Annotated in this window: 22 protein-coding genes; 7 read left to right on the top strand and 15 right to left on the bottom strand. The window is 66.8% G+C overall.

All coding sequences use genetic code 11. The features are described 5' to 3' along the window. The first annotated feature begins 47 nt into the window (after positions 1-47). The gene (locus tag ACAV_RS12295; protein WP_013594901.1) at positions 48-2,594 is read left to right on the top strand and encodes a discoidin domain-containing protein; all 2,547 of its coding nucleotides are present in this window, start codon (positions 48-50) and stop codon (positions 2,592-2,594) included. 300 nt (positions 2,595-2,894) lie between these two features. Here ACAV_RS12295 and ACAV_RS24910 read toward each other — a convergent pair whose 3' ends face one another. The 4 genes from ACAV_RS24910 to ACAV_RS25180 form a co-directional block, all read right to left on the bottom strand. Beyond that, positions 2,895-4,610, bottom strand: coding sequence for a hypothetical protein (locus ACAV_RS24910; RefSeq protein WP_013594900.1), 1,716 nt, complete (start codon positions 4,608-4,610; stop codon positions 2,895-2,897). Continuing rightward, entirely contained in the window at positions 4,607-5,824 is a 1,218-nt protein-coding gene (locus tag ACAV_RS12285) for a S8 family serine peptidase (RefSeq protein ID WP_013594899.1), read from the bottom strand. The genes ACAV_RS24910 and ACAV_RS12285 overlap by 4 nt, the downstream gene beginning before the upstream one ends. Before the next feature lie 81 nt (positions 5,825-5,905). Continuing rightward, on the bottom strand, positions 5,906-6,136 hold the full coding sequence (locus ACAV_RS12280; RefSeq protein ID WP_157768763.1) for a DUF3653 domain-containing protein: 231 nt from the start codon (positions 6,134-6,136) through the stop codon (positions 5,906-5,908). 159 nt (positions 6,137-6,295) lie between these two features. Continuing rightward, a complete protein-coding gene (locus tag ACAV_RS25180) occupies positions 6,296-7,282 on the bottom strand; it encodes a DNA-binding protein (protein ID WP_013594897.1) in 987 nt (328 codons plus the stop codon). Between the two features lie 126 nt (positions 7,283-7,408). On the opposite strand from ACAV_RS25180, the gene ACAV_RS12270 reads away from it, so the two are divergent. Further along, positions 7,409-8,491: a site-specific integrase gene (locus ACAV_RS12270; RefSeq protein WP_013594896.1), complete on the top strand. Its 1,083-nt coding sequence runs from the start codon at positions 7,409-7,411 to the stop codon at positions 8,489-8,491. A gap of 20 nt (positions 8,492-8,511) precedes the next feature. Then, positions 8,512-9,156 (top strand): phosphohydrolase, encoded by a 645-nt coding sequence (locus tag ACAV_RS12265; RefSeq protein WP_013594895.1) that lies wholly within the window; start codon positions 8,512-8,514, stop codon positions 9,154-9,156. Here the strand turns inward: ACAV_RS12265 and ACAV_RS12260 are convergent. Together ACAV_RS12260 and ACAV_RS12255 are read right to left on the bottom strand one after the other, a co-directional pair. Continuing rightward, positions 9,146-10,171, bottom strand: a complete 1,026-nt coding sequence (locus ACAV_RS12260; RefSeq protein WP_013594894.1) for a methionine synthase — start codon at positions 10,169-10,171, stop codon at positions 9,146-9,148. The two genes, ACAV_RS12265 and ACAV_RS12260, sit on opposite strands and share 11 nt — an antisense overlap. A 42-nt stretch (positions 10,172-10,213) precedes the next feature. Then, a complete protein-coding gene (locus ACAV_RS12255) occupies positions 10,214-11,197 on the bottom strand; it encodes a DUF1852 domain-containing protein (RefSeq protein ID WP_013594893.1) in 984 nt (327 codons plus the stop codon). A 151-nt stretch (positions 11,198-11,348) separates the two neighbouring features. Between ACAV_RS12255 and ACAV_RS12250 the strand changes: the two genes are divergently transcribed. Further along, positions 11,349-12,242 (top strand): LysR family transcriptional regulator, encoded by an 894-nt coding sequence (locus ACAV_RS12250; protein ID WP_013594892.1) that lies wholly within the window; start codon positions 11,349-11,351, stop codon positions 12,240-12,242. Here the strand turns inward: ACAV_RS12250 and ACAV_RS12245 are convergent. The 4 genes from ACAV_RS12245 to prpC are packed head-to-tail and all read right to left on the bottom strand — an operon-like array spanning position 12,233 to position 18,121. Continuing rightward, positions 12,233-13,093 carry an isocitrate lyase/PEP mutase family protein gene (locus tag ACAV_RS12245; RefSeq protein ID WP_013594891.1) on the bottom strand — a complete coding sequence of 287 codons (861 nt, stop codon included), beginning with the start codon at positions 13,091-13,093 and terminating at the stop codon, positions 12,233-12,235. The genes ACAV_RS12250 and ACAV_RS12245 overlap by 10 nt on opposite strands. A gap of 20 nt (positions 13,094-13,113) precedes the next feature. Continuing rightward, on the bottom strand, positions 13,114-14,310 hold the full coding sequence (gene prpF, locus ACAV_RS12240) for a 2-methylaconitate cis-trans isomerase PrpF (protein WP_013594890.1): 1,197 nt from the start codon (positions 14,308-14,310) through the stop codon (positions 13,114-13,116). Further along, positions 14,311-16,941 carry a Fe/S-dependent 2-methylisocitrate dehydratase AcnD gene (gene acnD / locus ACAV_RS12235; RefSeq protein WP_041829191.1) on the bottom strand — a complete coding sequence of 877 codons (2,631 nt, stop codon included), beginning with the start codon at positions 16,939-16,941 and terminating at the stop codon, positions 14,311-14,313. Between the two features lie 10 nt (positions 16,942-16,951). After that, positions 16,952-18,121, bottom strand: coding sequence for a bifunctional 2-methylcitrate synthase/citrate synthase (gene prpC / locus ACAV_RS12230; protein WP_013594888.1), 1,170 nt, complete (start codon positions 18,119-18,121; stop codon positions 16,952-16,954). Between the two features lie 140 nt (positions 18,122-18,261). On the opposite strand from prpC, the gene ACAV_RS12225 reads away from it, so the two are divergent. From ACAV_RS12225 to gloA, 3 genes are read left to right on the top strand one after another with little or no spacing between them, the layout of a single operon-like run. Next, positions 18,262-19,671 (top strand): short-chain fatty acyl-CoA regulator family protein, encoded by a 1,410-nt coding sequence (locus ACAV_RS12225; RefSeq protein WP_013594887.1) that lies wholly within the window; start codon positions 18,262-18,264, stop codon positions 19,669-19,671. 33 nt (positions 19,672-19,704) lie between these two features. Further along, positions 19,705-20,499 (top strand): SDR family NAD(P)-dependent oxidoreductase, encoded by a 795-nt coding sequence (locus ACAV_RS12220; RefSeq protein ID WP_013594886.1) that lies wholly within the window; start codon positions 19,705-19,707, stop codon positions 20,497-20,499. A 35-nt stretch (positions 20,500-20,534) separates the two neighbouring features. Then, positions 20,535-20,951, top strand: a complete 417-nt coding sequence (gene gloA, locus ACAV_RS12215; protein ID WP_013594885.1) for a lactoylglutathione lyase — start codon at positions 20,535-20,537, stop codon at positions 20,949-20,951. A gap of 28 nt (positions 20,952-20,979) precedes the next feature. Here gloA and ACAV_RS12210 read toward each other — a convergent pair whose 3' ends face one another. From ACAV_RS12210 to ACAV_RS12190, 5 genes are all read right to left on the bottom strand, one after another. Then, a complete protein-coding gene (locus ACAV_RS12210; RefSeq protein ID WP_041828755.1) occupies positions 20,980-21,192 on the bottom strand; it encodes a hypothetical protein in 213 nt (70 codons plus the stop codon). Positions 21,193-21,242: 50 nt separating this feature from the next. Beyond that, positions 21,243-21,896: a bifunctional 4-hydroxy-2-oxoglutarate aldolase/2-dehydro-3-deoxy-phosphogluconate aldolase gene (gene eda, locus ACAV_RS12205; protein WP_013594883.1), complete on the bottom strand. Its 654-nt coding sequence runs from the start codon at positions 21,894-21,896 to the stop codon at positions 21,243-21,245. After that, complete coding sequence (edd, locus tag ACAV_RS12200) at positions 21,887-23,740, bottom strand: phosphogluconate dehydratase (RefSeq protein WP_013594882.1); 1,854 nt, start codon at positions 23,738-23,740, stop codon at positions 21,887-21,889. The genes eda and edd overlap by 10 nt, the downstream gene beginning before the upstream one ends. A 203-nt stretch (positions 23,741-23,943) precedes the next feature. Continuing rightward, a complete protein-coding gene (locus tag ACAV_RS12195) occupies positions 23,944-24,960 on the bottom strand; it encodes a TRAP transporter substrate-binding protein (protein ID WP_013594881.1) in 1,017 nt (338 codons plus the stop codon). A 50-nt stretch (positions 24,961-25,010) separates the two neighbouring features. Next, complete coding sequence (locus ACAV_RS12190) at positions 25,011-26,291, bottom strand: TRAP transporter large permease (protein WP_013594880.1); 1,281 nt, start codon at positions 26,289-26,291, stop codon at positions 25,011-25,013. Positions 26,292-26,300 lie beyond the last annotated feature (9 nt).

The raw sequence follows: 26,300 nt of genomic DNA, 5'->3' as shown, positions 1-26,300 counted from the left end.
GTCGAATCGGGCCCGCGACTTCCACAATCATTCCAACAAGGGAATCCATGTTTCAAAAAAACCGCACCGCTGCCGCGTCCCTCGTGCTGTGCTCATTCCTGCTCGCGGGGTGTGGCGGAGGGCAGGGCGGCTCCGGTTCGGCCAGCGCCGAGGCACCCGTTGCCGGAGCTCCCGCCATCACGGAGGGCACGGCGAAGAACATCCAGGCCGTCCAGGCCAGCCAGGCCGTACAGGCCCGCGTCTTCGCCCACCCCGGTGCGCCGCTCACCCGCTCGGACCTCGAAACGCTCAAGTCATACGTCGATCAGGGCCGGCAACCCTGGAAATCCGCCTTCGATCTCCTGTCGAAAGACGGCAAGGCCCAGCTGACCTACCGCATGCAAGGCCCGTTCGCCAAGGTGAGCCGCGCCCCGGACGAGAATCTCTGGCCCTGGCGCAACGACATGGTTGCCATCTGGAACCTGTCGCGGATGTGGTATTTCACCCGCAACGAAGACTATGCGAGGAAGGCCCGCGAGATTCTGCTGGCCTGGGCCACCCAGCACACCGAGTTCTCGGGCCGCGAGTCGATGCTCGACCTGGGCGACTATGCCTACATGTTCGTGGGGGGCGCAGACATCCTGCGCGGCACCTGGTCGGGATGGAAGGAAGCCGACACCGCCACGGTGAAGAAGTACTTCAAGGATGTCCTGGTACCGGCCTCCAACCCCTATGGCGAGAACCAGTTCGGGGCGGCCAACAAGGGCGCGCTGGCCCTCGTTTCCCTCGGGCTGCTGTCCATCTTCAACGACGACGCGGAAACCCTGGACACGGTGGTCCAACAGGTCCGCACGCTCGCGCATATCGGCCTGCGCAATTCCAACGACATCGGGATGCTCGGCGACTCCCTCCGTGACCAGGGCCACGCCTACGGGCAGCTGCGGTCGCTGACCATGCTTGCCGAGGCGCTGTGGAAGCAGGGCATCGACATCTACTCCGACCTGGACGACCGCCTCCTGGCCGCGGGGGAGTATTTCGCACGGGTGAACGAGCTCGTCCCGACGGCGGCATTGCCCTTCGGCACCACGGACCGCTACTACGCCACCGACGTCACGGAGCATGGCTGGCGCGGCGCCAACGGGGGCAACATCGCGCTCGAGCAGATCCATGCCGCCTACGTGCTGCGCAAGGGACTGCAGGCGCCGTTCATCGCCCGCAGGCGCCTGTGGATGCCGGTGGATGGCAGCAGCTTCATGTTCCTCAAGGACACCGACACTTCCAGGGCGGCGCCTGCACCGGCGCTGGCCCTGCCTGCCACGGCCTCCATCACGTCAGGATTCAGCAACATCGACATCGGTGGCGCCACGCCCCCGGGCTCGGCCACCTACGCCAGCGGGACATGGACCATCCAGGGGGCGGGCTCCGACATCTGGGCAACGGGCGACAGCGCCCATTTCACCTACAAGGCCATGGCCGGCGACGGCGCCATCATCGCGAAGGTCGAGTCGGTCCAGAACAGCAGCGCTTCCGCCAAGGCGGGCGTGATGGTGCGCACCAGCCTCGAGCCCGGCGCGCCGCGTGCCTGGATGGCGCTCACCAGCCGCAGGCAGGTCGAACAGAACATGGCGAAGCTCGCCGTCTATGGCGGGCTGAACTATGCGAACAAGGCCCACGACCTTCCCGAAGGGGCGTCGTCGTACTGGGTGAAGCTCGAGCGCATCGGCAACATGATCACCGGCTATGTCTCGCCCGACGGCACCAACTGGGCTGCCACGGATGTCGGCCGCATGGATGCGCCGGTACCCGGCACGATCTATGTCGGCCTGGTGGTGTCCTCGAATGCCAACGGCACGCTGAACCGTTCCACCTTCAGCCACGTCCAGGTCACCGGCGGCGATGGCGGCGCACCCGCGACCGTCCCGGAGGCCCCCGCCATGCTGCTCGCCTCGCCGGGCGACGGCGCCGTGCCGCTGCGCTGGCAGGCATCCTTCGGTGCCACACGCTATGCGGTCCAGCGCGCCACCTCCAGCAGCGGCCCCTACCAGGTCATCGCGCCGAACGTCGCGGGTACCCGGTACACGGACACCTCCGTGAGCAATGGCGTGACCTACTACTACACCGTCACCGCGACCAACTCCGCCGGCACGAGCGCCAGCTCGCCCCAGGACAGTGCCACACCGGTGCAACTCCAGTCCCTGGTGAACATCGCCGTGGGCGGCACCGCATCGGACAGCGCGGGCAATGCGGCCAATGCCGGAAGCGCGTTCGACCAGAACTCCGCGACGCAGTGGTTCCACCCGGGCACCACCGGCTGGCTGCGGTACGACCTCGGCAGCGCTCGCACCGTGGAGCGCTACACAGTGACCAGTTCCTTCGACAAGGTGTCCCGCGATCCGAAGGACTGGCAGTTCCAGGGCTCGAACGACGGAGCGGCCTGGACGACGCTGGACGTGCAGGGCGCCCAGCAGTTCGCCGAACGCTACGAGGTCAAGACCTATGCGGTCGCGCAGCCGGCGGCCTATCGGTACTACCGGCTCAACATCACGGCCAACAATGGGGACGCCACCTTCACGGATCTGGCGGAGCTGGGATTGATGGCCTCCAGTAAGCAGTAGCGGCGCCGCATGCGACGGGTGCGCCGGTCGTACCGCCAGTGCCAGCCACACGCACTGACCACCGAAAGCCAGCAGGGCAAGCGCGATGAAGCCAAGAAGCTCGGCGCCACCGGCTGGGTGGTCAAGCCCGTCAGCGGCGCCGATCTGGTGAAGATCATCAAGCAGGTTTTGCCGGGGCCTGAGTTTTTGACTCGCCATCGGCAGATGGACCGCGGTCGAAGGAGAGGGGCTGTGCCCTGGTCGCCGTCGATGGTTCCATCAAAGCGCTGTTCTGATCTGAAGATGCAAGCCTTGTGTTCGCTACAGCGTGGGCCAGATCAGGCTGAATGCGATGAACGCACGGCGAGCAGCCTGCAGGAACTCCGCGCTCCCTGGCTGTCTCTCGAGCGGGATGAGGTCTCCTCGCTGGAAGCAGCTCGCGTAGTAGGCGAGCAATGCGGGGGCAGCCGGCCGCGGGTACGCCTTGACCAGGTTGCAGACGAGGCCATCGACTCGCGCGACATTTACCTGGAAGGGCTCGCGTCCGGCGATATTGACGTCAATGGTGCCAACACTTGTAGGGGGACGACGGTCTTCGAATGTTCCCGCTACGTGCGTCCAGTCATCACGAACATACATCTGCAGCAGTTCCTTGCCTTGCGACGCCGTGTACGAGGACGTCAGCGACGTGCCATTCGCTGCCGGGTGGTCCAGTTCCGCAAGAAGACATTCATGTACCCTGTACGCGTCCTCGTACTTGGCCTGGGCGACCACGCAGTCGATATGCGGGGCGGTTTCGCCGGCGATGCGCCGCCTCATGATCCTGCGCAGCAGTTCGATAGCCAACTGCGACCGGCATCGGAAGACGGTGGACAGCTTCCAACGGGACGGTGCGCTATCGGAAGGGTCGAATGAGTATGTGCATATGCGAGCGTCTTCAGACGTTTCAAATTCCGGCAGCATGATGTCCACGAGGTTCTCGCGACTCACGAACGCATCCAGGTCACCCATGCCCAGCGTCGAATTGGCGTGCACGGAGGAAACTCCTACGTGCGATCGGACGTGGGAAAGAGTGCGCCCCACCACCATGAATTCGCGCAGCGCCGCCGCGTGGCTGATCTCTGCGTCTGGCGAGTGGCGATGCTCATCGCTGACGCTGATCAACTGGATATGTGCTCGCTCGTAGAGCGGCAGGAAAAGAAATTCGCTTTGCACGGGATCGATCAACTCTCGCGTAGCGCTTCGCAGGTCTGAGTTATCCAGGAAGTACGCAAATGTGATTCTGCTGATCAGTTCCTCAAGAAATCCGGCTGTTGTGCGTGCGAGGCTTGTCCACCAGGCATCATCTTGCCAAGCGTCCTCGAGGCCTTCCAGATTCGACACTCCAATCTTGTCGCATAGGGTACTGTCGCCAAGCGCTGCCCGGGCCGCAGCAGAGAGGGCGGCTTGAACGCCGACCTTAGCCAGCCACGACGCACTGGAGCGGGCACGCCAGTTTGCACAGAATTCCTCGCGCGTGATCGCCTCTCCTCGATAGTCCGCCTGAGCGAACTCGACGAGCGCGTTGGAGGAAAACCAAAAAAAAGCGATCGACTGGCCGACTAGGAAACGTAGGAACGACGACTGGCAGTGCGGATCGACCAAGCCGCTCATGAAGTCGTAGTACTCGCCGTACTGGTCAGGCAGCCGTTGCCGTGAAGTTCTGCGCTCGTCCTCGGTGTCGAGCAACATGATTCCGAGGTACGTCGCCGCAGCCTCGTGTGCGAAGCGCGAGCCTTCAAACAGGTAAGTCACCGCCCGCGCTAGCTCGGCCGAATGTTGCGCATCGGGTAGCCTAGGTCCCGCATTCTGGATGAGTTTCAGGACGGCGCCGTCAATTGTGGCGTGGATGAGCGTGCCATGGATGCGCTCGTGATAGAACACCATGCCGTCGTTTTTGTCATGTTCGACAACATTCAGGCTCGTGCCGTCGTTCCACCCCAATACAGAGCCGAGTTCGACCTCAAGCGGACGGAAAGGACTGAGAACCGACGTCATTTGAGCGGCGCGAGGACCAAGCCCTGACCGATATGGCGTTCATCGACACTCGGAGGGAAGTTCACGAGCGAGGTTCCTTTAAGTAATCGCGCTTTGAACACAGGTCCCATCTGAAAGCGGCTCGCTTTGGAGATCGCGGCCCGGCCGGCCTGGATGTGAAGCGCGGCCACGCCGGCAACGTGCGGAGCCGCCATGCTGGTGCCGCTCTTGGTGACGAGCCCACGGAGCGTGCCGGCTTGGGCAGACAAAACGGCTACGCCGGGCCCACAGACCGTGCAGTTGATGTTTGAGAATGGCGCCACGAAGAAGTGTCCGCTGCTATCGCGCCCGACGGCTCCCACCGAAACGAACTCGTCGGCTTCGCTGGGGGGCATGACTGGCATCTCGTAGGTAGGGTTAACGTTGCGCCGCGAGGAATTGCCGGACGCGGCGATGAGTAGCACCTCGTGCTGCCCAGTGGCCGGACGCGCCGTAAGCATTGCCCCGAGACGATCGAACATGCGGGTATTTGCGCGATAGCGGTGCAGTGCCACTGCGGTCGCGAGATCGAGTGGCAGTCCTCCGTCCTCGTGCAACCGCTTTGTGACTGAGGTGTAGTCAAATCCCAAAGACATTGAGATGACGCTGCATCCGTGATCGACTGCGTCATTGATGGCATGCACCAGCATGCCGCTGTCGCCGCCGGCGTTGCCCAGCGTCTTACCGATGAATACGTCGGTGACGCCGCGCGCTACGCCGACACGAATGCCGTCGACGTCGCGTCCGAAGATCGTCGCCGCACAATGCGTGCCGTGGCCCTTCGTGTCGGCAATACCTTCGCCGGTGTAATCCTTCGTCATGAGTTTGACGCCCAGAAAACACTCGTGGTTGATGTCGATTCCGGTATCGAGAATGCCTACACGTACGCCATGGCCATCAAATGGCGAAACATCTGCCCCGATGGCCGAGAGTCCCCATGCAACGCCCGATGGCGCATCGTCGTAAGTGGCTTCGGGTGTGGCCACCGGATCGATCAGTTGCAGCGGCATCGCTGGCGCGATCAGCGTGTCCGACTGCATCGCCAATTGAGCCGCCTCGCCTTTGCTCAGCTCCGGTGTGCTGATCGAGATCGTCCGCTCTTCGCCTGCAGAACCTTGGATAGCGAGCGTCATGGCAGCGTCGCCATCTGCGGCCCCTGCGGCATGATGGTGGCGCAGCACGATGTATTTTTCCATTTTGGCTCCCTTTTCGTGTAGCACCATGCTAGCTGGTGTGCGGCGCTTGAGCCTGACCAATCAATATTAGTTCGTGAGCGGCTATTGACAGTTGAGGCCTCGGATGAACAAACGGCCCTCGGGTGTCCACAGCTTGCAGCCATGGAAGCACCAGCCGGCCCAGGACTCGCCGGGCAGCTCCATGCGGTTGAGCAGCCGGTAGGCGGCATACGGGATGTCGTGCTTGCCGGACTGCCAGTTATGCAAAGTCCGTTCGGTGACGTGAAGAATCTGCGCGCAGCCGGCCAGATCGAGCCCCAGGTTGCGGTACATGGCCCGGAAGCGCTGGGCAAGCTGGGCGCGGGTGTCCGGGTCGAAACGCCGATGCCGGCCACGCTTCATTACTAGATACGATGTATATTATGTCAAATAACATATGCTACACGAAGTGGAAGTTTGGCCGTTGCACACCCCGGCCACCTTTCAGGCCCTTCACTCCTTCGCCTTCCTGATCCTTGCCGGGATCGCTTTCCTTTTAGATGGGCTGACCGGCAACCTGTCCTTCAACTCACTCAGCATGGCCAGCATCTCGCTGCTGCGGTCGTCGAGCTCGCGCTGCAGTTGCCGGGCTTCATCCCGGACCGCCAGCAGGTCCTGCGCGAGCTTGGCGTTGTCGGCATGCAGCGTGCCGACCTGGGCTTCGAGTTCCCGCGCCCGGTCCTGGGCATCGGAGAGCGCCTTGGCGGATTTCTTCTGCTCGGCTTCCAGTTGGAGCGCCAGCCGCCGGGATTCCTGGCGGGCCCGGTCCACCTCGGCGTGGAGCCGGCGTTCCTGTGCCTGGGCCCGTTCTTCGAGGCGGGCACGTTCGGCCTGGTGGTCTGCGTCCCGGGCTTCCTGGCGCTTCCGGTCCGCGTCCGCAGCCTTGCGCAGCTGCGTGTTGTCGGAACGGGCCGAGTCCAGCAACTGCTGGCAGGCCAGGAGTTGCTGCTGCAGTTCCTGGGCTTGCCGCGCCGCTTCGGCGATCTGGGCATCGCGGGCCTGCAGGGCGACCACGTAGGCCTCTCCACGGTCGTCCAGGCGTTGCTTTTCCCGTGCCAGCTCGTCCTGGATCAGGCGCAGGGCTTCTGCCTGTGCATCCAGTCCGGCGCGGGACTGGGCGAGACGGGCCGTGGCCGATTCGTCCGCCTGCTGCAGCGCCCGGGCCCACAGCGCTTTCGCCGCCCTGGCAACGGGTGCGGGCAAGGCTTCCCCGGCACCTTCCCCAGGGTCTGAAGCGTCTGCCGGCGCCTGCAGCCGCCTGGCCAGCGTCGCGTACCAGCTGTCGAGCATGGGCCCCACCGTGTTCGGCGAACCCCTGCCCAATTGGTGCCGCACCCTTTCGACGGTGGGACGCTCGCCCAGCGCGAGCACCGCATCGGCAGCGGCCCAGACCTCTTCCATCTGCACGCCGCGCGGCCCTCTCAGCATCTTGGCTGGCATGGTCCTCTCCCCTTCTTGAAATTACCCACGATAAGAGGTTCTTATCGTTAATAACGTGACATGGTATGTATAAAACAATACATTGTATGTATGAAAAAACGCAAATCGCCGGGTCCTGGCGTGCCGATGCCCCTGCCCGATCCGGGAAACCTCCCGGCGCTGCAACCGGAAATGCTGTCCGACGCCACCGCGCAGGCCGTCGATGAGCTGATGCGCGAGGGCGAGTCGGCCAACACCCTGGCCAGTTACCGCTCTGCCCTGCGGTACTGGGCGGCCTGGTTCAACCTGCGCTACGGGCAGCCGATCACGCTCCCCGTGCCGCCGGCCGTGGTGCTGCAATTCATCGTGGACCATGCCCAGCGCAGTTCGGCCGACGGGCTGCTTCACGAACTGCCGCCCGCGATCGATGCGGTACTGGTGCAGGCCGGGTTCAAGGGCAAGCCGGGCCCCATGGCCCTCAACACGCTGGTGCACCGGATCGCGGTGCTCTCGAAAACCCACCAGCTCAAGGAGGTCGAGAACCCCTGCCAGGACGCGAAGGTCCGCGACCTGCTGGCCAAGACACGCCGGGCCTACGGCAAGCGCGGCGACCTGCCCAGGAAGAAGGACGCGCTGACGAAGGACCCGCTGATGGCCATGCTGGAAACCTGCGATCTATCGACACTCAAGGGCCTGCGGGACCGCGCCCTGCTCCTTTTCGCGTTCGCCAGCGGCGGGCGGCGCCGTTCGGAAGTCGCCGGTGCCGACATGAAGCACCTGCGGCGCCACGCGGTGTCGTCGTTCACGTTCGTGCTGGCCCATTCCAAGACCAACCAGCACGCGGCCGACCGGCCGGAAAACTACAAACCCATCGAAGGCATGGCAGGAGAAGCCCTGCAGGCCTGGCTGGAGGCCGCGCGTATCACGGAGGGGCCGGTGTTCCGGCGGGTGCTGAAGGGCGGCAAGCTGGCCGATGCGCTGTCGCCTGCCGCGGTGCGCGACATCGTCAAGGAACGCGCGCGGGCCGCCGGACTGTCCGAAGACTACTCCGCGCATTCGCTGCGGTCGGGGTTCGTCACCGAGGCGGCCTCCCAGAACGTGCCCCTGGCCGACACGATGGCCATGACGGGGCACCGCAGCGTGGCGACCGTCATGGGGTACTTCCGTTCGACCGGGTCGAGCCAGGCGGCCCATCTGCTCGACCCCAAGGCACCGCCGGAGCGTTCCTGAGTGCCCCGCACAATGCACGCATGAATTCCGGCTCCCTGCTTCCCCGCGCCTGGATGCGATTGCCCTCCGGCGCACACCTCGACCTGATCGATCCGGACCCTGGCGCATGGACCGACAGAGACTTGGCGGTGCGGCTGTCGCGCACGGCGCGCTGGGGCGGCGAGTCGGCCTGGCCGCTGCCGCTGTCGGTCGCGCAACACTCATTGCTGGTGCTGGAACTCCGGCGGGCGGCCGCCCCGGTGCCGCTGAGCGCCGCGGAAGAACTCCAGGAAATCCTGCACGACGCGGAAGAAGGTTTCCTGGGGTTCGATTGCATCTCGCCGTTGAAGGCGGTGCTGGGCGAACCCTTCCGCGCCGTGGCGGATCGGCTCATGCAGGCTGTTGCCCAGCGCTACGGATTGCCGGACTGGACGCCGGAGGGCCACCGGCTGCACAAGGCGGCGGATCTGGCCGCCGCAGCCAGCGAGGCCGTGCACTGCGTGGGCTGGACGCACGAAGAGGTGCGCGAGATCCTGCGCATCGATGCACCCGTGATGGGCATCGACCCGCTGGTGGCCCGGTACGGCGACACACCCTGGGAGCCCTGGCCACTCGCCGTGGCGGCCGAGCGCTTTCATACTGCACTGCAGAATGCGCTGGCCCGGCGCGACGGGCTCACGCCTTAGCGAACCGCTCCTTTGCCAACCGCGTGCCTTCCGCCAGCGCCTGCAGCTTGCGCCACGCCACATCGCGCCCCATCGGGGCCAGTCCGCAATTCGTGCAGGGGAACAGCCGCTCCTTCGGCACGAACTCGAGGGCACGGCCTATGGTGTCGGCCACTTCCTCGGGTGTCTCGACCACGTCGCTCGCCACGTCGATCACGCCGACCATCACGTCCTTGCCGGCCAGCAGCCGCATCAGGTCGGGCGGGACGTGGGAATGGATGCATTCCAGGCTCACCTGGTCGATGCGGCTTTTGGCCAGCGCAGGAAACACCGTCTCGTACTGGCGCCATTCATCGCCCAGGGTGCTCTTCCAGTCGGTGTTGGCTTTGATGCCGTAGCCGTAGCAGATGTGCACGGCCGTCGTGCAGGTCAGCCCCTGCGCCGCGCGTTCGAGCGCCTGCACGCCCCAGTCGGCGGCATCCTGCATGTAGACATTGAAGGCGGGCTCGTCGAACTGGATGATGTCCACGCCATCGGCCTGCAGGGCGAGCGCTTCCTGGTTGAGCAGTTCCGCGAACGCGAAAGCCATTTTCACCTTGTCGCCGTAGAAACGGTCCGCCACGGTATCGACGATGGTCATCGGGCCCGGCAGGGTGAATTTCAGCTTCTTTTTCGTGTGGGCGCGCGCCAGCTGCGCTTCGAAGGCATGAACGCGGCCCTTCAGGCGCAGGGCAGACACGACCTGCGGCACCATCGCGTCGTAGCGGTTGTCGCGGATGCCCATCTTCACCTTGTGCTTGAAGTCGATGCCCTCGACCTGCTCGAGGAAGCCGTGCACGAAATGCTGGCGCGATTGCTCGCCGTCGCACACGATGTCCAGGCCCGCGTCTTCCTGGGCCTTGATCCACAGCAGGGTCGCGTCGGCCTTGGCCTGGCGCAGCGCCTCGCCCTCGGCCCTCCACTGGGGCCAGAGCTTGTGGGTTTCGGCCAGCCAGGCGGGTTTGGGCAGGCTGCCGGCAATCGAGGTTTCGAACATCGGGGGATTCCTTTCAGATAAAGAGAATGGTGAGGGCAGCGTTCACAGCGGACAGGCGGCCGCCCATCGGTCCAGCACGTTCCGGTACGGCTTGATGAAATGCTCTTCCGCGAATTTGCCCTGCTGGACGGCCAGCTGGCTGCGCTCGACCCGGTCATACACGATCTGCGTCAGCGAATAGTCCTGGTTGTTCAGGCTGGGGCGATAGAGCGCGCCAGCGGCCGAGTTGGCGTTGTAGATCTCCGGCCGGTAGATCTTCTGGAAGGTCTCCATGGTGCTGATGGTGCCGATCAGTTCCAGGGGTGTGTAGTCGTTCGGCAGGTCGCCGTGGAAATAGAACGCCAGCGGTGCCACGCTGCCCGGCGGCATGAAGAAACGGACCTGCATTCCCATCTTGGCGAAGTACCGGTCGGTCGAAGACAGTTCATCCTGCTGGTACTCCACGCCCAGCACGGGATGCCGGTTGCCGGTCCGCCGGTAGGTTCTGCTGGTCGATACGCTGATGCAGATGACGGGCGGCTTGGTGAAGTGCCCGCGGTAGGTTTCCGATTGGGCGAACTGCTTGAACAGCTTTCCATGCAGGTCGCCGAAGTCGTCCGGGGTGGCGAACTCCGCACGGCCGGCGTTGTAGTCCGGCAGCAGGACGCTGAAGTCGTAGTCACGGACGTACGAGGAAAAATTGTTTCCCGCGATGCCGTCGATGCGTTGGTTCGCCTGCCTGTCGAGCATGCTGGTCTTCAGGATCTCGATCAACGGGAACGTGCCGTTGCCGCCGGCGGCACCGATGCGCATCTCGACGGAGATGATCTCCAGTGCGACCGAATAGCGATCGCCTGCCGGGTTGTCCCAGTGCGCGAGTTCATTGAAGCGGTTGTCAATCATCCTGAGCGTGTTGCGCAGGTTCTGCCGCCGGTTCGCTCCCCGGGCCAGGTTCGCGAAGTTGGTGGTGATGCGCGTGCTGTCCGATGGCTGGTAGTCCTCATCGAAACAGATGCTCTCGAGCGTGAATTGGGGTTCTTGGTGCATCGCGGTTCCAGTGAACAGGTTCTTGATGGATGGGTTGGTTCGTGCTTCAGGCCGCGGCCAGCTGTGAATGCTTCGAGGCTGGATGCTATGGATCTCAATCGATGAAGTAAAATGGTTTTATTTCAACAATCCATGAATCAGACTCATTGAAATGCTGGAGCGTATCCATCTCAGCATCGTCCAGCAGGTCGAAAAGCAGGGGTCCTTGACGGCCGCCGCGGGCGTGCTGAACCTCACCCAGTCGGCCCTGAGCCACAGCATGAAAAAACTGGAGCAGCAGCTGGGCACCGACATCTGGCTGCGCGAAGGCCGCAGCCTGCGCCTGACACAGGCGGGCCAGTACCTGCTGGCGGTGGCCAACCGGGTGTTGCCGCAACTCCATCTCGCCGAAGAGCGGCTGGGGCAGTTCGCGCAGGGCGAGCGCGGCGCATTGCGGATCGGCATGGAATGCCACCCCTGCTACCAGTGGCTGCTCAAGGCGGTTTCGCCGTACCTGGCCGCGTGGCCCGACGTCGATGTGGACGTCAAGCAGAAGTTCCAGTTCGGCGGGATCGGCGCCCTCTTCGGCTACGAGATCGACCTGCTGGTCACCCCTGATCCGCTGTACAAGCCCGGGCTGAAGTTCGAGCCCGTGTTCGACTACGAGCAGGTGCTGGTCGTGGCCAGGAACCACCCCCTGGCTTCGGCGGCCTGGGTGAAGCCGCAGCAACTGACCGGGGAAGTGCTCATCAGCTACCCGGTGGACATCGAGCGCCTGGACATCTACAACCAGTTCCTGCTGCCGGCGGGCGTCACGCCCCGGCGCCACAAGGCCATCGAGACCACCGACATCATGTTGCAGATGGTGGCCAGCGGCCGCGGCGTGGCCGCCCTGCCCCGCTGGCTGGTCGAGGAATACGCGGCACGGATGGAAGTGGTGCCCGTGCGGCTGGGCGCACGCGGCGTCGCCAAGCAGATCTTCCTGGGCGCGCGCGAGGCGGAAACCGCCATCGACTATGTCCGTGCCTTCATCGAACTGGCGCGCCAGCCTGCCGTTCAGGTGTAGCGCTTCTCCAGCGCATCCCATTCGGGCTTGCCCACCAGGCGCTGGCGCTCGGCGAACGGGGTAACGAGTCCGCCCGATTCCTGCACTTCCCGTTCGTCGCGCAGCACTGTGAGGGCCTTCTGCATGCCTGCCACGGCGCCCTGCAGGGCTGCGTTGGCGTAGAGGACGATGCCGAAGCCCATCTCGCCCAGTTGCCCGGCGTCGAAGATGGGCGTCCGGCCGCCGATCACCATGTTCATGAGCTGGGGTTTGGACAGGCGTCGCGGCAGCACGCGCACCTCTTCGGCCTGCGTCACGGCCTCGACGAACAGGATGTCCGCACCCGCCTCGGCGAATTTCTGCGCGCGCTCCACGGCGGCCTCGAACCCGTGCGTGGCAGCGGCATCGGTGCGCGCCATGATGAGCAGGTCGGGATCGCGGCGCGCATCGACGGCGGCCTTGATCTTGCTGACGGCCTCTTCGGTGCCGATCACCTCCTTGCCCGAGAAATGGCCGCAGCGCTTGGGCGCGACCTGGTCCTCGAGCTGGATGCAATCGGCGCCCGCGCGCTCCAGCGTGCGCACGGTGTGCACAACGTTCAGCGCGTTGCCGAAGCCCGTGTCGGCATCCACGAGCAGCGGTACGTCCACCGCGTCGCGGATGCGGGCCGTGTGGTCGGCGATCTCGGCCAGGCCCATGAAGCCCTGGTCGGGCATGCCGAACCACATGTTGGTCACGCCGGCGCCGGTGACATAGATCGCCTTGAAGCCCAGGTCGGCGATCACCCGGGCAGAGAGCGCGTTGAAGGCACCGGGCACGATCAGGCCGCTGCGTGCCTCGACGAGTTGCTTGAGTTGTTTGCGTGTGGACATAAGGTGTGTTTCCGGCAGGTTCAGAAGCTGTCGCCGGGCACGCGCACCCAGCCTTCCATCAGTACACGGGCGCTGCGGCTCATGAGGGCCTTGGTGACCGTCCATTGGCCGTTATCCTGCCGGGCCTCGGCCCCCACGCGCAGCGTGCCGGAAGGATGGCCGAAGCGGACCGCATTGCGCGTGCCGCCGCCGGCGGCCAGGTGGACCAGCGTGCCGGGCACGGCCGCCGCGGCGCCTATGGCCACGGCCGCCGTTCCCATCATGGCGTGGTGCAGCCGGCCCATGGACAGGGCCCGCACCAGCAGGTCCACCTCGCCCGCCCGCACGGGCTTGCCGCTGGACGCCACGTAGTCCGCGGGCGGCGCCACGAAAGCGATCTTCGGCGTGTGCTGGCGTGTCGCGGCCTCGTTCACGTCCTTGATGAGGCCCATCTTCACTGCGCCCCAGGCGCGGATGCGCTCGAAGCGCGCCAGCGCGGCCTGGTCCTCGTTGATCTCGCCCTGCAACTCCCTGCCGGTGTAGCCGATGTCCTGCGCGCTCAGGAAGATGGTGGGAATGCCCGCGTTGATGAGCGTGGCGCGGAAGGTGCCCACGCCCGGCACATCCAGGTCGTCCACCACATTGCCGGTCGGGAACATGGCGCCGCCCTCCCCGCCTTCTCCCCCATCGTCCGCCGGATCCAGGAATTCGATGGGTATTTCGGCCGCCGGGAAGGTCACGCCGTCCAGCTCGAAGCCGCCCGTCTCCTGTACCTGCCCATGGGCGATGGGCACATGCGCCACGATGGTCTTGCCGATGTTGGCCTGCCAGATCCGCACGGTGCATGCCCCGTTCTCCGGGATGCGCGCCTGGGCGATCAGCCCGCTCGCGATCGCGAAAGGGCCGACGGCGGCCGACAGGTTGCCGCAATTGCCGCTCCAGTCCACGAAGGCACTGTCGATGGAGACCTGACCGAACAGGTAGTCCACATCGTGGCCAGGCCGCGACGATGGCGCGAGGATCACTGCCTTGGAGGTGGACGAGGTGGCCCCGCCCAAGCCGTCGATCTGCTTGCCGTAGGGGTCGGGGCTGCCGATCACGCGCAGCAGCAGCGCGTCGCGCGCGGCGCCGGGCTGCCTCGCTGCCTCGGGCAGATCCTGCAGGCGGAAGAACACACCCTTGCTGGTGCCGCCGCGCATATAGGTGGCGGGGATCCTGATCTGCGGTGCGAAAGCCATCTACGCTCCTGTGGGTTGGTTCGCGAGAAAGTCCTGCGCGAAGCGCTGCAGGACACCGCCGGCTTCATACACCGAGGCTTCCTCGGCCGTATCCAGCCGGCAGGTCACGGGCACCTGCACAGTCTCGCCATTCCTGCGGTGGATGGCCAGCGTGAGCCCGGCGCGCGGTCTGCGCTCGCCGGTCACGTCGTAGGTCTCGGTGCCGTCCAGGCCCAGCGTGAGGCGGTTCACGCCCGGCTGGAATTCCAGCGGCAGCACGCCCATGCCGATCAGGTTGGTGCGGTGGATGCGCTCGAAGCCTTCGGCCACCACCGTCTCCACCCCCGCCAGTCGCACGCCCTTGGCGGCCCAGTCGCGGCTCGACCCCTGGCCGTAATCGGCGCCCGCAATGATGATCAGCGGCTGGCGGCGGTGCAGATAGGTCTCGATGGCCTCCCACATCCGCGTGACCCTGCCTTCGGGCTCGATGCGGGCCAGCGAACCCTGTCGGACCTGGCCGCCGACCACCGCCATTTCGTTGACGAGCTGCGGATTGGCGAAGGTGGCGCGCAGCGCCGTGAGGTGGTCACCCCGGTGTGTCGCATAGGAGTTGAAGTCTTCCTCGGGCAAGCCCATCTGGCGCAAGTATTCGCCGGCCGCGCTGTCCGGCAGGATGGCGTTCGATGGCGACAGGTGATCCGTCGTGACGTTGTCCGGCAGCAGCGCCAGCGGGCGCATGCCCTGGAGGGTGCGCGGGAAGGCCGCCAATGCGCCCACGCCTTCCGTGTCCCAGTACGGCGGGCGGCGGATGTAGGTGGACTGGGGGCGCCAGTCGTATTGCGGCGCGGCCTTTTCGCCATCGTCCACGCGGATCGCGAACATGGGTTCATAGACGGCACGGAACTGCGCGGGCTGGACGGCCCGGGCCACAATGGCGTCGATTTCCTCGTCGCCGGGCCAGAGGTCCTTCAGGCGGATTTCATTGCCGTCCACCACGGCGAGCACGTCGTTCTCGATGTCGAAGCGCACCGTGCCTGCGATCGCGTAGGCCACCACCAGCGGCGGCGAGGCGAGGAAAGCCTGCTTCGCATAAGGATGGATGCGGCCGTCGAAGTTGCGGTTGCCCGAGAGCACCGCCGTGGTGTACAGGTCGCGGTCGATGATCTCCTGCTGGATCCGGGGATCGAGGGCGCCGCTCATGCCGTTGCAGGTCGTGCAGGCGAAGGCGACGATGCCGAAGCCCAGCGCCTCCAGGTCGCCCAGCAGCCCGGCTTCCTTCAGGTACAGCTCCACGGCTTTCGATCCGGGCGCGAGCGAGGTCTTGACCCAGGGCTTGCGCACCAGGCCCAGGCGGTTGGCGTTGCGCGCTAGCAGCGCGGCGGCGATCACGTTGCGCGGGTTGCTGGTGTTGGTGCAGCTGGTGATGGCCGCGATGACGACGGCGCCGTCCGGCATCCGGCCTTCGGCCTCTTCGGCACGGGCCCTCTCGAGCTGGCTGGCGCCGGCGATGCCGCGGTCCACCAACGCCGAGGTGGGCAGGCGGCGGTGCGGGTTCGAGGGCCCGGCCATGTTGCGCACGACGGTCGAGAGATCGAAGTGCAGCACACGCTCGTACTGCGCGCCACGCAGGCTGCCGGCCCAGAACCCGGCCGTCCGGGCATAGGTCTCGACCAGTTGCACCTGGCGTTCGTCGCGGCCCGTGAGGCGCAGGTAATCCAGCGTCTGTCCGTCGATGGCGAACAGCGCGGCGGTGGCACCGTACTCGGGGCACATGTTGGAGATGGTCGCGCGGTCGCCCACCGACAGACTTGCGGCGCCTTCGCCGTGGAATTCGACGTAGGCCCCCACCACCTTTTCCTGGCGCAGGAACTCTGTCAGCGCCAGCACGACGTCGGTGGCGGTGATGCCCGGCTGGCGCCGGCCCGCGAGCTCCACGCCCACGATGTCGGGCAGGCGCATCCAGGAGGCGCGTCCCAGCATCACGTTCTCGGCCTCCAGGCCGCCCACGCCGACGGCGATCACGCCCAGCGCATCGACGTGCGGCGTGTGGCTGTCGGTGCCCACGCAGGTGTCGGGGAAGGCCACGCCCTCCTGAACGTACACAACCGGCGACATCTTCTCCAGATTGATCTGGTGCATGATGCCGTTGCCCGCCGGGATCACCTCGACGTTGGCGAAAGCCTTCTTCGTCCACTCGATGAAGTGGAAACGGTCCTCGTTGCGGCGGTCCTCGATCTCGCGGTTCTTGCGGAAGGCATCGGGGTCGAAGCCGCCGCACTCCACCGCCAGCGAATGGTCCACGATGAGCTGCACCGGCACGACGGGGTTCACTGCCGCCGGGTCACCCCCCTCGCTGGCGATGGCGTCGCGCAGGCCGGCCAGGTCCACCAGCGCGGTCTGGCCCAGGATGTCGTGGCACACCACGCGCACCGGGAACCAGGGGAAGTCGATCTCGCGCCGGCGCTCCACCAGCTGGCGCAGGTAGCCGCCGAGCCGGGCGGGATCGGCGCGGCGCACGAGGTTCTCGGCGTGCACGCGCGCGGTATATGGCAGCCCGTCCCAGGCGCCCGGCTGGATGGCCTCGACGGCCTCTCGTGCGTCGAAGTAATCGAGATCCGTGCCCGGCAGAGGTTTGCGATGTTGTCTGTTCATCATGGGGCGCTCAATTGCGCGAGTCGATGGGAACGAACTTCTGGTCCTCCGGGCCGGTGTAGTTGGCGCTGGGCCGGATGATCTTGTTGTCCACGCGCTGCTCGATCACGTGCGCGGCCCAGCCGCTGGTGCGCGCGATCACGAACAGCGGCGTGAACATCGCCGTGGGCACGCCCATCATGTGGTAGCTCACGGCACTGAACCAGTCCAGGTTGGGGAACATCTTCTTCACTTCCCACATTACCGACTCCAGCCGCTCGGCGATGTCGTACATCTTGGTCGAGCCTGCCTCCTGCGAGAGCCGCCGGGCCACGCCCTTGATGACCACGTTGCGCGGGTCGCTCACCGTGTACACCGGGTGGCCGAAGCCGATCACCACCTCTCTGGCCTCGACACGGCGGCGGATGTCGGCTTCCGCCTCGTCGGGGTTGTCGTAGCGCTTCTGGATCTCGAACGCCACCTCGTTGGCTCCGCCGTGCTTCGGGCCGCGCAGCGCACCGATGGCCCCCGCGATGGCCGAATGCATGTCGCTGCCCGTCCCCGCGATCACGCGGGACGTGAACGTGGACGCGTTGAACTCGTGCTCGGCATACAGGTTGAGCGACGTGTGCATGGCACGCACCCAGGCTTCGCCGGGCTTCTCGCCGTGCAGCAGGTGCAGGAAATGGCCGCCGATGGAGTCGTCGTCGGTCTCCACGTCGATGCGCCGGCCGTTGTGGGAGAAGTGGTACCAATAGAGCAGCATCGAGCCCAGCGAGGCCAAGAGCCGGTCCGCGATGTCGCGGGCCCCGGGCAGGTGGTGGTCGTCCTTCTCGGGCAGGACACAGCCCAGCACGGAAACGCCGGTACGCATCACGTCCATGGGATGGGCCGCGGCGGGCAGCGACTCCAGCGCCCCGACCACGGCATCGGGCAGGCCGCGCAGGGCCTTCAACTTCGCCTTGTAGGCCTTCAGTTCGGCACGCGTGGGCAGTGTGCCGTGCACCAGCAGGTGGGCGATTTCCTCGAACTCGCAGACCTCCGCGATGTCCAGGATGTCGTAGCCACGGTAATGCAGGTCGTTGCCGGTCTTGCCGACGGTGCAGAGCGCTGTATTGCCGGCGGTGACGCCGGAGAGGGCGACGGATTTCTTCGGCTTGAAGGTGGCGACAGTGCCGGCCTCTGCGGTGGTGGTGCTCATGCGGGTCTCCGGGGTCGAATGGGACGGTTGCAGTGATTCGCAATTTACGCAAAATGCCACCCCATTGACAGGGCTGAAAAAGCGAATTTTTGCGAATGCGATCGCCACGATTGCGAATACTGCGAACTGAAAGACGCGCGATGAAGAAGACATTCATGGGGGTGAAGCTCCGCAAGTTGCGGGCGGAACGCGGGCTGTCGCAAATTGCCCTGGCGCAGGCGCTCGGGCTTTCTCCCAGCTACCTGAACCAGATCGAGCAGAACCAGCGACCGCTGACGGTGTCGGTGCTGCTGAAGATCCACCGCGTGCTCGGCGTCGATGTGCAGGAGTTTTCCGAGGATGAGGAGGCGCGGCTGGTGGCCGGGCTCCGGCAGGCGCTCGCGGGCGCCGCGGAGCCGGTCGCGCTGCCCGAGCTGCAGGAGGTGGCGGCGCAGATGCCGGCGCTCGGCCGCGCCGTGCTGGCCCTGCACCACCGCCATCTCGAGGCCATGGAGCGCCTCGAGATGCTGTCGCTGCGCATCGGGGACGGGCGTTCGGACGCCGCGGAACCGGTGGCCATGCCCTTCGAGCGGGTCCGGGACTTTTTCTTCGCGCACCAGAACCATTTCGATGCGCTGGACCGGGCCGCCGAATCGCTGGCGGCCGAGGCGCACGCCGCTGGCGTGCGCCTCACCGACTGGCTGGTCCAGCGGCTCGGCCGGCACGGCGTGCGCGTGGAATGGGCGGACGACGCGCAACAGACCAAGCGCAGCTTTTCCCCGCAGCGCCGGATCCTGCAGCTCGCGGCAGGACTGGATGGTTCGCAGCGGGCCTTCCAGCTGGGCACGCAACTGGCGCTGCTGGAGCAGGCCGGCACCATCGATGAACTGGCCGGCGCGCCCGAGTTCGCCGGCGATGCCGCATCGCGCAAGCTGGCCCGCATCGGCCTGGCCAACTACTTCGCTGGCGCCCTGCTCCTGCCCTATGGGCCCTTCCTGGAAGCCGCAGAAGCGCTGCGCTACGACATCGAGTTGCTGCAGCAGCGCTTCCAGGTCGGCTTCGAGACCGTCTGCCACCGCCTCAGCACGCTCCAGCGACCGGGCGCGCCCGGCGTGCCGTTCTTCTTCATCCGGGTGGACCGGGCGGGCAACATCTCCAAGCGGCAATCGGCCACGCATTTCCATTTCAGCCGCACGGGCGGCACCTGCCCGCTGTGGAACGTGTACGAGGCCTTCGGCCAGCCCGGGCGCATCCTGGCCCAGCTCTCGGCCATGCCGGACGGCCGGCGCTACCTCTGGATCGCACGCACCGTCTCGCGCGGGCAGCACGGCTACGGCTCGCCGCGCCAGGCTTTTTCCATCGGGCTCGGCTGCGACGTACGGCATGCGCCGCGCCTCGTGTACGCCAAAGGCCTGGACCTGCAGGACGCTGAAGCGGCCACGCCCATCGGCATGGGATGCAAGGTATGCGAGCGCGAAGCCTGCCCCCAGCGCGCGTTCCCGTACGTGGGCCGCGCGCTGGAGGTGGACGAGCACCACAGCCGGTTCGCACCCTACGGGTTCGCGGGCTGAGCCCGCTACCATCGCGCCATGCAACCTTCTTCCATGTCCCCTTCCCTTCCCGGCGCGGTCTCCTTCGGCCACGCGGACCGCGTCTGCATCGTCACCGGAGGCGCCCAGGGCATCGGCGAAGCCTGCGCGCGGCGCTTCGCCCGCGAAGGCGCGCGGGTGGTCGTCGCCGATGTGGACGACGCGCGCGGCAGTGCCCTGGCCGCGGAGCTTCCGCAGGCGCTGTACGTGCGCTGCGACGTGGGCGACAAGGCCCAGGTGGATGCGCTGGTCGCCCGCGTGCTGGAGGCCCACGGCCGCATCGACGTGCTGGTGAACAACGCCGGTATTTTCCGGGCGGCGGATTTCCTGGACGTGAGCGAGGAAGACTTCGACGCGGTGCTGCGCGTGAACCTCAAGGGCTCCTTCCTGGTGGGCCAGGCGGTGGCCCGCGCGATGGCGGCGGCGGGCCGCGGTGCCATCGTGAACATGAGCTCGGTGAACGGCGTGCTGGCCATCCCCACGATCGCCAGCTACAACGTGAGCAAGGGCGGCATCAACCAGCTCACGCGCGTGATGGCCCTGGCGTTGGCTGCGCGCGGGGTGCGGGTGAACGCGGTGGCGCCGGGCACCATCGCGACGGAACTGGCCGCGCAGGCCGTGCTCACCAGCGACGATGCCCGCGCCCGCATCATGAGCCGCACACCCATGGGCCGGCTGGGTGAGCCCGGCGAAATCGCCGATGTGGTGGCCTGGCTGGCCAGCGACGCCGCCAGCTATGTGACGGGCGAGATCGTCACGGTGGACGGCGGGCGCATGACCCTCAACTACACCGTGCCCGTGGGCGGCTGAACGCCGGGTTGTCGATCTCGCGGCACAATCGGCGCATGCGATTCCTCCACACGATGCTGCGCGTTGGCAATCTCCAGCGCTCGATTGATTTCTACACCCAGGTGCTGGGCATGCAACTGCTGCGCACGTCCGAGAACCCAGAGTACAAGTACTCGCTGGCGTTCCTGGGTTTCGATGGCGGCAACCCGGGCCAGGCCGAGATCGAACTCACCTACAACTGGGGCACCGAGAGCTACGACATGGGCACGGCTTACGGCCACATCGCTCTGGGCGTGCCGGACGCCTACGCCGCCTGCGAGAAGATAAAGGCCGCGGGCGGCAACGTGACGCGAGAGGCCGGCCCGGTCAAGGGCGGCACGACCGTGATCGCCTTCGTGACGGACCCGGATGGGTACAAGATCGAGCTGATCGAGCGCAAGACCGATACAGTCGCCGGCACCGGCCTGCGCTGAAACGGTCTTTGAAGCCTCGGGGCGCTCTTCACAGGGCGTGCCCCGCGTCGAGCGCCGGAGGCCGCAGCAGGTCCGCATTGACCCCCATCGCCTCACTGGCGCGCTCGACCGCCTGCCAGAGCGGCGCAGGCATGCGCAGGATGTCCTCCGGCGAATCGGCCTGGGCGATCCAGGCGTCGATCTGGTGGTGCTGCTCGGGGGTGAGCAGTTCGAGGTTCAGCATCTCGTCGATGGTCTTCATGGCGACAGTATCGCCAACCGCGCGGGCTGGCGACATCTCCTTTCCTGCCGTCAGCGTGCCGGACGCAATGCCGCGGCGGCCCGAGCGAGGTCCGTGATGCGCGCCCAGTCTCCCGCGGCGAGCGCGTCGCCGGGCACCAGCCACGAGCCGCCCACGCAGGCCACGTTGCCCAGTGCCAGGAAGTCCGCTGCATTGCCCGGCTGGATGCCGCCCGTGGGGCAGAACACCACGTCGCCGAAGGGGCCCTGCCAGGCCTTGAGCATGGCCAGGCCGCCGGCCTGCACGGCCGGGAAGAACTTGAGGGCGTTGAAACCCTCCTCCTGCGCCATCATGATCTCGCTGCCGGTGGCCACGCCGGGCAGCAGCGGCAGGCACAGGTCGCGGCAGGCGCGGCCCACAGCGGGCGTGAAGCCCGGGCTCACGGCGAAGCGTGCGCCCGCGCGGGCAGCGGCCTGGGCGTCGGCCGCGCTGCGCACGGTGCCGGCGCCGACCACGGCTTCGGGCACGTCCCGGGCGATGGCTTCCATGCAGGCCAGGGCCTGGGGCGTGCGCAGCGTCACCTCCAGCATGTGGATGCCGCCGGCCACCAGCGCGCGCGCCATGGGCACGGCATGGGCCACGTCGGTCAGGACGATGACCGGGATCACCGGTGCGTCGCGCATCACCTCCTGCGCGGTCAAGGCATTGCGTTCGTTCACAGCCATGTGCAGGCTCCTTCTTCCGCGCTGAGCGCATTGCGCCGGAATCCGGCGAACAGTTCGCGGCCCCAGCCGTGTCCGTCGGCGCGGGCCAGTTCTTCGGGCTGGGTGGCCGGCACGCGGGCCGCCCATTCCGCCGGATCCACCAGCGCGTTCAGCGTGCCGGCCACGGCGTCCAGCCGCACGATGTCGCCGTCCTGCACGCGCGCCAGCGGCCCCCCTGCCAGCGCTTCGGGCGAGACATGGATGGCGGCCGGCACCTTGCCGGAGGCACCGCTCATGCGGCCGTCCGTGACCAAGGCCACGCGGTAGCCTTTGCCCTGCAGCACGGCCAGCGGCGGCGTGAGCTTGTGCAGCTCGGGCATGCCATTGGCGCGCGGGCCCTGCCAGCGCACCACGCAGACCAGCCCGTGCGACGGATGGGCTTCGCAGGTGCGGTCCAGCTCGCCGGCCTGGAAGGCCTGCTGCAGTTCGGCCTGCGAGGCGAAAACACGCGCGGGCGCCTCGATCACGTGGTGGTCTTCGGGCACGGCCGAGACCTTGATCACGCTGCGGCCCAGGTTGCCTTCGAGCAGCTTGAGGCCGCCGATCGGGCTGAACGGTGCATCCGCCGGGCGCAGCACGCCGTCGTCGCCGCTGGCACCGATGGGGGCCCAGGAGAGTTTTCCGGTGCCGGGGGCCGCGGCATCCTCCACCGGCAGCCGCGTGTACTCGCGCAGGCCGCCGGGCCGCACGGTGAGCACGTCCTCGTGCATCAGGCCGGCGTCCAGCAGTTCGCGGATCACGTAGCCCGGGCCGCCCGCGGCCTGGAACTGGTTCACGTCGGCGCTCCCGTTGGGGTAGACGCGGGCGAGCAGCGGCACCACCGCCGACAGCGCCGCGAAATCGTCCCAACCGATGGCGATGCCCGCCGCGCGCGCCACGGCCACCCAGTGGATCAGGTGGTTGGTGGAGCCGCCGGTGGCCAGCAGCGCCGCCATCGCGTTGACGATGCAGCGCTCGTCGACGATGCGGCCGATGGGCGCGCACGGCGCACCGGGCTGGCCGAGCACGGTGCGGGCGGCCTCGCGCGTGAGTTCAGTGCGCAGCGCCTCGCCGGGGTTGACGAAAGCGGTGCCGGGCACGTGCAGGCCCATGGCCTCCATCAGCATCTGGTTGCTGTTGGCCGTGCCGTAGAAGGTGCAGGTGCCCTCGCCGTGGTAGGCGGCGGATTCGGCGGCCAGCAGTTCGTCGCGGCCGACCAGGCCCTGGGCGGCCTGCTCGCGGACCTTGGCCTTGGCGCTGTTCGAGAGGCCCGAGGTCATCGGCCCGGCCGGCACGAACACCGTGGGCAGGTGGCCGAAGTGCAGCGCGCCGATCAGCAGGCCGGGCACGATCTTGTCGCACACGCCGAGCATGAGCGCGGCGTCATAGACGTCGTGGGAGAGCGATACGGCGGTGGCCATCGCGATCACGTCACGGCTGAAGAGCGAAAGCTCCATGCCCGGCGTGCCCTGCGTGACGCCGTCGCACATGGCGGGCACGCCGCCCGCCACCTGGGCCGTGGCGCCATGCTGGCGGGCCACCTCCTTGATCAGGTCGGGGTAGTGGCGCAGCGGCGCATGGGCCGAGAGCATGTCGTTGTAGGCATTGACGATGCCGATGTTGCGCGCGCGCTCGGCGACGACGCGGAACTTGTCGTTGCCCGGCATGCCCGCGAAGGCGTGGGCGACGTTGGCGCAGCCCAGGCGGTCGGCGCCGCGGTCGCGCTGCGCATGGAAATCGAGCTGGGCGAGGTAGGCCGCGCGCGTGGGCGCGCTGCGCTCGCGGATGCGTTCGGTGACGGTGTGGACGGTATCGTGGAGTGGCATGGCGGTGTGTGGGGCGGTGCCTTGCAGGATCGACGTGGGAGAGGAGCGGGAGCACGCGGGCGGGGCCGCGGCTCTCATGGCAGGAATCGTACGCCTTTCGTGTGACCCGCGAGTGTAGGCCGATGCGAGGGCCGCTGACGCATGCGGCCGGGTTCGGCCGCATGGCCGGTTCGTGCGCGCCCTGCCGCCTGCGCCGCTGCGCCTTACTGGCCGCCGCGGGCCTGCTTGACGGCGGCCTGCACCGCGTCCCAGGTCTCCTGCCCCACCGACTTCGCGATGCCGGCGTTCACCGAGGTGAGCTTCTCGCGCATGCGGTTGGCTTCGGCCGCGGGCAGTTCGTTGACCTGCATGCCCTTGGTCTTCAGGTCGGCCAGCGCCTTGGCGGCTTCCTCGCGCGTGTCCTTGCGCTCGAAGTCGCGGCTCTTCACGGCGGCGTCCTGCAGCACCTTCTTCTCGGCGGGGCTCAGCGTGTCCCACCACTTTTTGCTCACCGTGACGATCCACGGGCTGTAGACATGGTTGGTGACGGTGAGGTACTTCTGCACTTCGTAGAACTTGCTCGACACCACGGTGTTGAACGGGTTCTCCTGGCCATCGACGGCGCGCGTCTCCAGCGCGGTGAACAGCTCGGAGAACGGCAGCGGCACGGCGTTGGCGCCCAGGGCCTTGAAGCTGTCGAGGAACACGTTGTTCTGCATCACGCGCAGCTTGATGTCGCCCATGTCTTCCAGTTTGGTCACGGGGCGCTTGCTGTTGGTGAGGTTGCGGAAGCCGTTCTCCCAGTACACCAGGCCGACCATGCCCTTCGGTTCGAGTTTGGCCTTCACCTTCTCGCCCACGGGGCCGTCGAGCACCGCGTCGGCCTCCTTCACGTTGGCGAAGAGGAAGGGCGTATCCCACACGGCCATCTCGGGCACGATGCCGACCAGGGTGGCGGTGGAGCCGACCATCATCTCCTGCGCGCCGCCGATGAGCGCCTGCTGCATCTGCGTGTCGGAACCCAGCGAGGCGTTGCCGATGGCACGCACCTTCATCTTGCCGCCGGTGGCCTTCTCGACCTCCTGGGCGAAAAAGCGCACGGCGCGGCCCTGGTTGGAGTTATCCACGAGGCCGTAGCCGAAGCGCACGATGCGCGGCTTGAAATCCTGGGCCTGGGCGACGGACGCGCCGCTGGCGGCGATGGCAGCCACGAGGGTGGCGAGGGCGAAACGGATGCGCATGGTGTTTGTCTCCTGGAAAGAATGATGGGAAGGAATGCGGGAAATGCGGCTCAGTGGAGCCAGCGCAGTGGCCCGGTCACCATCTGCGGGAAGAGCACGAAGAGGATGAGCAGCAGCACGTACACCAGCAGGAACGGCGTGGTGCCGCGGATGACGGTTTCCATGCGCAGCCGGCCCACGCCGGCCACCACGTTCTGCACCGTGCCCACGGGTGGCGTGATGAGGCCGATGCAGCCCACGTAGATGAACATGAAGCCGAAGTACACCGGGTCGATGCCGGCCTTGACGGCGAGCGGCACGCACACGGGGCCGAAGATCAGGATGGTGGGCGTGAGGTCCATGGCCGTGCCCACCACCAGCAGGAACACCATCATGAGCGCCATGAACAGCACGGGGTTGCCCATGACGCCGGCGAAGCTGTCGGCCAGCAGGTTGGGCAGGTCGGCCAGGGTGATCATGTAGGCGGTGACGGTGGCCGCGCCGCAGAGGAACATCACCACCGCGGTGGTCTTGCACGCGGCCAGGAACACCTCGTAGAGCCGGCCCCACGTCATCTCGCGATAGACGAACATCGAGACGATGAGCGCGTACACGGCAGCCACCACGGCGGCTTCGGTGGGCGTGAAGATGCCGCCCTTGAGCCCGCCCAGGATGATGACCGGCATCATCATGGCCCAGAAGCTGTGCAGCAGCGCGCGCATCCGGGCGCCCCAGGCCACGCGCTCCATCGCCGCCAGCTGGTGCTTGCGCGCGATCCACCACCAGGCGAGGATGAGGAAGATGCCCATCATCAGCCCGGGGAACACGCCCGCCAGGAACAGCTTGCTGATCGAGGTGTTGGTGGTCACGCCATAGATCACGAACGGCATCGAGGGCGGAATGATCGGCGCGATGATGCCGCCCGATGCCAGCAGGCCGGCGCTGTAGCTGGACGGGTAGTTCTGCTGGCGCATCATCGGCAGCAGGATGGTGGCGAGCGCCGCCGTGTCGGCGATGGCCGAGCCGCTCATCGACGCGAGCAGCACCGCGGCGCCGATGGCCACGAAGCCCAGGCCGCCGCGGATGTGGCCGACGAAGGCGCGCGCCAGGTCGATGATGCGGCGCGAGAGGCCGCCCGCGTTCATCAGTTCGCCGGCCAGGATGAAGAAGGGCACGGCCAGCAGCGGGAAGTTGTCGAAGCCCGCCTGCAGGTTCTGCGCCAGCAGTTGGGAATCGAAGAAGTCCAGGTGCCACATGAGGGCAACGCCGGTCAGGATCAGCGACTGAGCGATCGGCATGCCGATGGCCATGCCGCCGATCAGTACGCCGAGGAAGATGAGGGTCACGACCATGGCGGCTCC

The organism is Paracidovorax avenae ATCC 19860 (assembly GCF_000176855.2).
Lineage (GTDB): Bacteria > Pseudomonadota > Gammaproteobacteria > Burkholderiales > Burkholderiaceae_C > Paracidovorax > Paracidovorax avenae.
This window is presented reverse-complemented; position numbering and strand designations above follow the sequence as displayed.

Excerpts from the sequence above, each read along its gene's own strand:
- ACAV_RS12295 (WP_013594901.1), top strand. The coding sequence starts at position 48 with ATGTTTCAAAAAAACCGCACCGCTGCCGCGTCCCTCGTGCTGTGCTCA.
- ACAV_RS24910 (WP_013594900.1), bottom strand. The coding sequence starts at position 4,610 with ATGACGTCGGTTCTCAGTCCTTTCCGTCCGCTTGAGGTCGAACTCGGC.
- ACAV_RS12285 (WP_013594899.1), bottom strand. The coding sequence starts at position 5,824 with ATGGAAAAATACATCGTGCTGCGCCACCATCATGCCGCAGGGGCCGCA.
- ACAV_RS12280 (WP_157768763.1), bottom strand. The coding sequence starts at position 6,136 with ATGTACCGCAACCTGGGGCTCGATCTGGCCGGCTGCGCGCAGATTCTT.
- ACAV_RS25180 (WP_013594897.1), bottom strand. The coding sequence starts at position 7,282 with ATGCCAGCCAAGATGCTGAGAGGGCCGCGCGGCGTGCAGATGGAAGAG.
- ACAV_RS12270 (WP_013594896.1), top strand. The coding sequence starts at position 7,409 with ATGCCCCTGCCCGATCCGGGAAACCTCCCGGCGCTGCAACCGGAAATG.
- ACAV_RS12265 (WP_013594895.1), top strand. The coding sequence starts at position 8,512 with ATGAATTCCGGCTCCCTGCTTCCCCGCGCCTGGATGCGATTGCCCTCC.
- ACAV_RS12260 (WP_013594894.1), bottom strand. The coding sequence starts at position 10,171 with ATGTTCGAAACCTCGATTGCCGGCAGCCTGCCCAAACCCGCCTGGCTG.
- ACAV_RS12255 (WP_013594893.1), bottom strand. The coding sequence starts at position 11,197 with ATGCACCAAGAACCCCAATTCACGCTCGAGAGCATCTGTTTCGATGAG.
- ACAV_RS12250 (WP_013594892.1), top strand. The coding sequence starts at position 11,349 with ATGCTGGAGCGTATCCATCTCAGCATCGTCCAGCAGGTCGAAAAGCAG.
- ACAV_RS12245 (WP_013594891.1), bottom strand. The coding sequence starts at position 13,093 with ATGTCCACACGCAAACAACTCAAGCAACTCGTCGAGGCACGCAGCGGC.
- prpF (WP_013594890.1), bottom strand. The coding sequence starts at position 14,310 with ATGGCTTTCGCACCGCAGATCAGGATCCCCGCCACCTATATGCGCGGC.
- acnD (WP_041829191.1), bottom strand. The coding sequence starts at position 16,941 with ATGAACAGACAACATCGCAAACCTCTGCCGGGCACGGATCTCGATTAC.
- prpC (WP_013594888.1), bottom strand. The coding sequence starts at position 18,121 with ATGAGCACCACCACCGCAGAGGCCGGCACTGTCGCCACCTTCAAGCCG.
- ACAV_RS12225 (WP_013594887.1), top strand. The coding sequence starts at position 18,262 with ATGAAGAAGACATTCATGGGGGTGAAGCTCCGCAAGTTGCGGGCGGAA.
- ACAV_RS12220 (WP_013594886.1), top strand. The coding sequence starts at position 19,705 with ATGTCCCCTTCCCTTCCCGGCGCGGTCTCCTTCGGCCACGCGGACCGC.
- gloA (WP_013594885.1), top strand. The coding sequence starts at position 20,535 with ATGCGATTCCTCCACACGATGCTGCGCGTTGGCAATCTCCAGCGCTCG.
- ACAV_RS12210 (WP_041828755.1), bottom strand. The coding sequence starts at position 21,192 with ATGAAGACCATCGACGAGATGCTGAACCTCGAACTGCTCACCCCCGAG.
- eda (WP_013594883.1), bottom strand. The coding sequence starts at position 21,896 with ATGGCTGTGAACGAACGCAATGCCTTGACCGCGCAGGAGGTGATGCGC.
- edd (WP_013594882.1), bottom strand. The coding sequence starts at position 23,740 with ATGCCACTCCACGATACCGTCCACACCGTCACCGAACGCATCCGCGAG.
- ACAV_RS12195 (WP_013594881.1), bottom strand. The coding sequence starts at position 24,960 with ATGCGCATCCGTTTCGCCCTCGCCACCCTCGTGGCTGCCATCGCCGCC.
- ACAV_RS12190 (WP_013594880.1), bottom strand. The coding sequence starts at position 26,291 with ATGGTCGTGACCCTCATCTTCCTCGGCGTACTGATCGGCGGCATGGCC.